5 protein-coding genes are annotated in these 3,185 nt (G+C 30.0%); all 5 read left to right on the top strand.

All coding sequences use genetic code 11. The annotated features are described in order from the left end of the window. Positions 1–250 precede the first annotated feature (250 nt). From AB1Z17_RS09885 to AB1Z17_RS09905, 5 genes are read left to right on the top strand one after another with little or no spacing between them, the layout of a single operon-like run. Positions 251–847, top strand: coding sequence for a DUF6291 domain-containing protein (locus AB1Z17_RS09885; RefSeq protein WP_368051639.1), 597 nt, complete (start codon positions 251–253; stop codon positions 845–847). Continuing rightward, entirely contained in the window at positions 844–1,692 is an 849-nt protein-coding gene (locus AB1Z17_RS09890) for a hypothetical protein (protein WP_368051640.1), read from the top strand. Before AB1Z17_RS09885 ends, AB1Z17_RS09890 begins: the two co-directional genes overlap by 4 nt. Positions 1,693–1,712: 20 nt before the next feature. Then, positions 1,713–2,240: a hypothetical protein gene (locus AB1Z17_RS09895; protein WP_368051641.1), complete on the top strand. Its 528-nt coding sequence runs from the start codon at positions 1,713–1,715 to the stop codon at positions 2,238–2,240. Further along, positions 2,237–2,428 (top strand): DUF3310 domain-containing protein, encoded by a 192-nt coding sequence (locus AB1Z17_RS09900; RefSeq protein ID WP_368051642.1) that lies wholly within the window; start codon positions 2,237–2,239, stop codon positions 2,426–2,428. Before AB1Z17_RS09895 ends, AB1Z17_RS09900 begins: the two co-directional genes overlap by 4 nt. A gap of 6 nt (positions 2,429–2,434) precedes the next feature. Further along, a complete protein-coding gene (locus AB1Z17_RS09905) occupies positions 2,435–2,965 on the top strand; it encodes a helix-turn-helix domain-containing protein (protein WP_368051643.1) in 531 nt (176 codons plus the stop codon). Positions 2,966–3,185 lie beyond the last annotated feature (220 nt).

The following is a 3,185-nucleotide window of genomic DNA, read 5'->3' on the forward strand; positions in this document are numbered from 1 at the left end:
TTAAAACCGTTTCTGGATGTGGTACAAAAGCGTACAGGAATGAATGATCGGATGATATACGAGTTAAATGTAAAAAAAGAGATTGTAAGTAAAGGAAAAGAATTTATAGATTTTACTATTGTAGAATTAAAATAAATTTGTATATTTGTACACAACGTGTTGGAGACGTTAATAAAATATTGGTTAAACCCTTTTACTTAGTAGACCTCCAACGTCGAACGGTAAAAGGGTTTTTTAATTAAACAAAATTATGGCAGAAGGTAAAAAATCATTTATAGCATATTCAGATTGGAATGGAATGTTTAAAGCATTGCCAGATGAAGTAGCGGGTAAACTAATTAAACACATATTTGCTTATGTGAATGATGAAAATCCAGAAACAGATGACTATGTAATAAACGCTCTTTTTGAAAATGTTAAATGTTCATTGAAGCGAGATTTAAAAAAATGGGATAAACAAAGAGAGCAAAGAAGTCAAGCAGGAAAAGCAAGTGCTAAAGTTCGTGCAACGAAATCCAACGACCGTTCAACAAGCGTTAACGAAAAAGTACGAAAAGCAACTGTAAGTGATAGTGTAAGTGTAAGTGTAAGTGTAGATACTATAAATAGCATCTATAGCAAATTTGTTGATGAGGTTAAATCGGGAGGTTTTGCTACAAGGATAGAAGCGATTTACATGAGGCTAAGAATAAGAGAGGGCAGTCTTACAGATTTATTAAAAAACTATAAACTGCATATCATAGAAGAAAATCGGCTACATAAAAATACTAATGATTTTTTTACTAACTTTAAAAATTGGTTAAATGTTCAAGATAGAATAGGAAACTTAAACAAATACAAAAAATGAAACTTGATCCAAATATTTTAAAAAACAATGAAGAAGCTGTAGTTATAGATAAAAATTACTTTGATAGTTACATTGTTGACATTAAACAAAACGTAGAAAGACCTCCACTTGCAGTTAGCATAGGCATAGACGATAAGAGTTATGGAGGTGTTTATTATCCATTAAAGTTTGGATCGTTTGGTAATATCAGTTTAATTACAGGACAAGAAAAAAGTAGGAAAACATTTGTTAAATCACTCATAGAAGCGTGTACAATCGGAGGTAAAGCAAATTATTATACCGATAATCTAGATATAAAAGGCTATTTAGGAGATAGGTATTTGATAAGCATAGATACAGAGCAAAGTCTTTACGATACAGTTATGACTGCTAAAAGAGTGCCTTTCATGGTTGGAGCGCATCCAGATAATTACATTAGTATTATGTGGAGGGAAAAATCAACTAAAGAAAGGCTAGAACTATTGGAATGGTTATACATGGAATCTCCTTATAGAAATAACTTAGGACTAGTTATGTTAGATGGGGTTGTAGATTGTGTGAATGACTTTAACAATCAAACAGAGTGCAAAGAGTTTACTGAAAAGCTAATGAAATACACAACAGTAACTAATAGCCATCTATGCGGTTTACTACATTTAAACCCTAACAGCGATAAGATAAGAGGTCACTTAGGTACTATCTTAGGGCAGAAGTGTGAAATGGTTATGATTGTTGAAAATAAAGGAGATTATTCAGAATGTAGGTGTAAAGTTATTAGAGGGGGTAAACCTTTTAAACCTTTTACAATAAGAGTAGATGACGATTGGATGCCTTATATTAGCGAAGAAGATGATATATTGATATAACGTAAAAACAACTTAAAATTATGAAAATAAAAGAAGCACAAAATAGAATCTTCTGGAGGTTTGGAGGTAATGGCAATAAAAACCCATTTCCAATAAATGAAACAGACATTGAAGCATTTAACACTATCTCCGATTACATAGAAGAAAAAGAAAAAAATCAAATAAATGACTATGAATTGTTTGCAAAGTTGTATATTGTACTTTTAAAGCAGCAATTACAGCATTATAAAACAACTGTTTTTGATGGTATCCCAAGAAACGGAATACAAAGAGTACTAGACAAACCTCTTTACCAATTAGTAGACGAATTTAAAGATTTTTTGAACCAATCAGAAATGTATACACTATTTAGAGAGGCAGGAGACGATTTAAAGCATCCTATTTACGTTTCTAACGATGAAAAAGAAAAAACAATAGGTAACGTACAAGAACTTTTAAAAAGCCCTAAGAACGCTTTAAAAATGAATTTATCGGTTTGGGATTTTGAAACAGTTAAAGATAATATAGAATCAGAAATTAATAACGCAATTAACACTTTTAAAAAATGATACATTACAAAAACAAAAATGGATTTGATGTTATAGATGTCGCAAAAGCATACGATCTCAATTTTAATAGAGGAAACGTCGTTAAATATATTTGCCGCGCAGGAAAAAAACATGACGAGTTACAAGATTTATTAAAGGCAAAAGACTATATTGAAAGAGAAATTAAAAACCTAAGAGAAGACAAATAAACAATTATGACACCAGAACAATTTTTATACAATACTGTAAAAGAAGTTACAGATGTAGATTTGATAAAAAAAGATAGAAGAATACATAGCGTTATGGCTAGATGTTTGTTTTATCACTTTATGAGAAAATATATTAAATCTTCTTTATCTGCTACAGGTAAATTATTAAATCGTGACCATGCAACTGTTATACATTCTTTAAAATCATTTGAGTTGAATATGAACGATAAAATAGTTTACCACAAAAACTCGTTTGAGGTATTACATTATAAAATAGATTGCATCCTAGAGCCTTATTTTGATGCAGAGGCAGAAGTTAAAGGGGAAATAGATTTTGATAGATACATACAAACCAAAAACGATTTAAAGCATTATAAAAAGCTATACGAACTAGAAAAAAGTAATTCGGATAGACTAGAACGATTAACTAACGGTACTATTGAAAAAATCAACCAAGAGATTTTAAAACTACCAGAGGATAAGATTGGCGAACTTTTTGAGTATAGGATAAAGCCTTTTGTAAGAATGAATTGTTAATAAAATTATTTTGATTATTAAATAAAAAGAGTTACATTGTTGTTTCATAATTGTTTTAAGTTTGATTAGTTATTTTTGATTCAGCACCTCTGGCAATAGTTGGGGGTGCTATTCAAAACAAAACAAAAGAAATGAGTAAATGTAATTGTAGACTAAACAACCCTTATTGTGAGTGCCACAATGAAGAAGAAGAATAACTAAAATTAAACATTATGAAAAA

Origin of the sequence: Lutibacter sp., assembly GCF_040883305.1 — a bacterium.
In the GTDB taxonomy this organism is placed as follows: Bacteria; Bacteroidota; Bacteroidia; order Flavobacteriales; family Flavobacteriaceae; genus Lutibacter.

Bases quoted from the DNA above. Each gene is read 5' to 3' on its own strand.
- AB1Z17_RS09885 (WP_368051639.1), top strand. From the start codon at position 251: ATGGCAGAAGGTAAAAAATCATTTATAGCATATTCAGATTGGAATGGA.
- AB1Z17_RS09890 (WP_368051640.1), top strand. From the start codon at position 844: ATGAAACTTGATCCAAATATTTTAAAAAACAATGAAGAAGCTGTAGTT.
- AB1Z17_RS09895 (WP_368051641.1), top strand. From the start codon at position 1,713: ATGAAAATAAAAGAAGCACAAAATAGAATCTTCTGGAGGTTTGGAGGT.
- AB1Z17_RS09900 (WP_368051642.1), top strand. From the start codon at position 2,237: ATGATACATTACAAAAACAAAAATGGATTTGATGTTATAGATGTCGCA.
- AB1Z17_RS09905 (WP_368051643.1), top strand. From the start codon at position 2,435: ATGACACCAGAACAATTTTTATACAATACTGTAAAAGAAGTTACAGAT.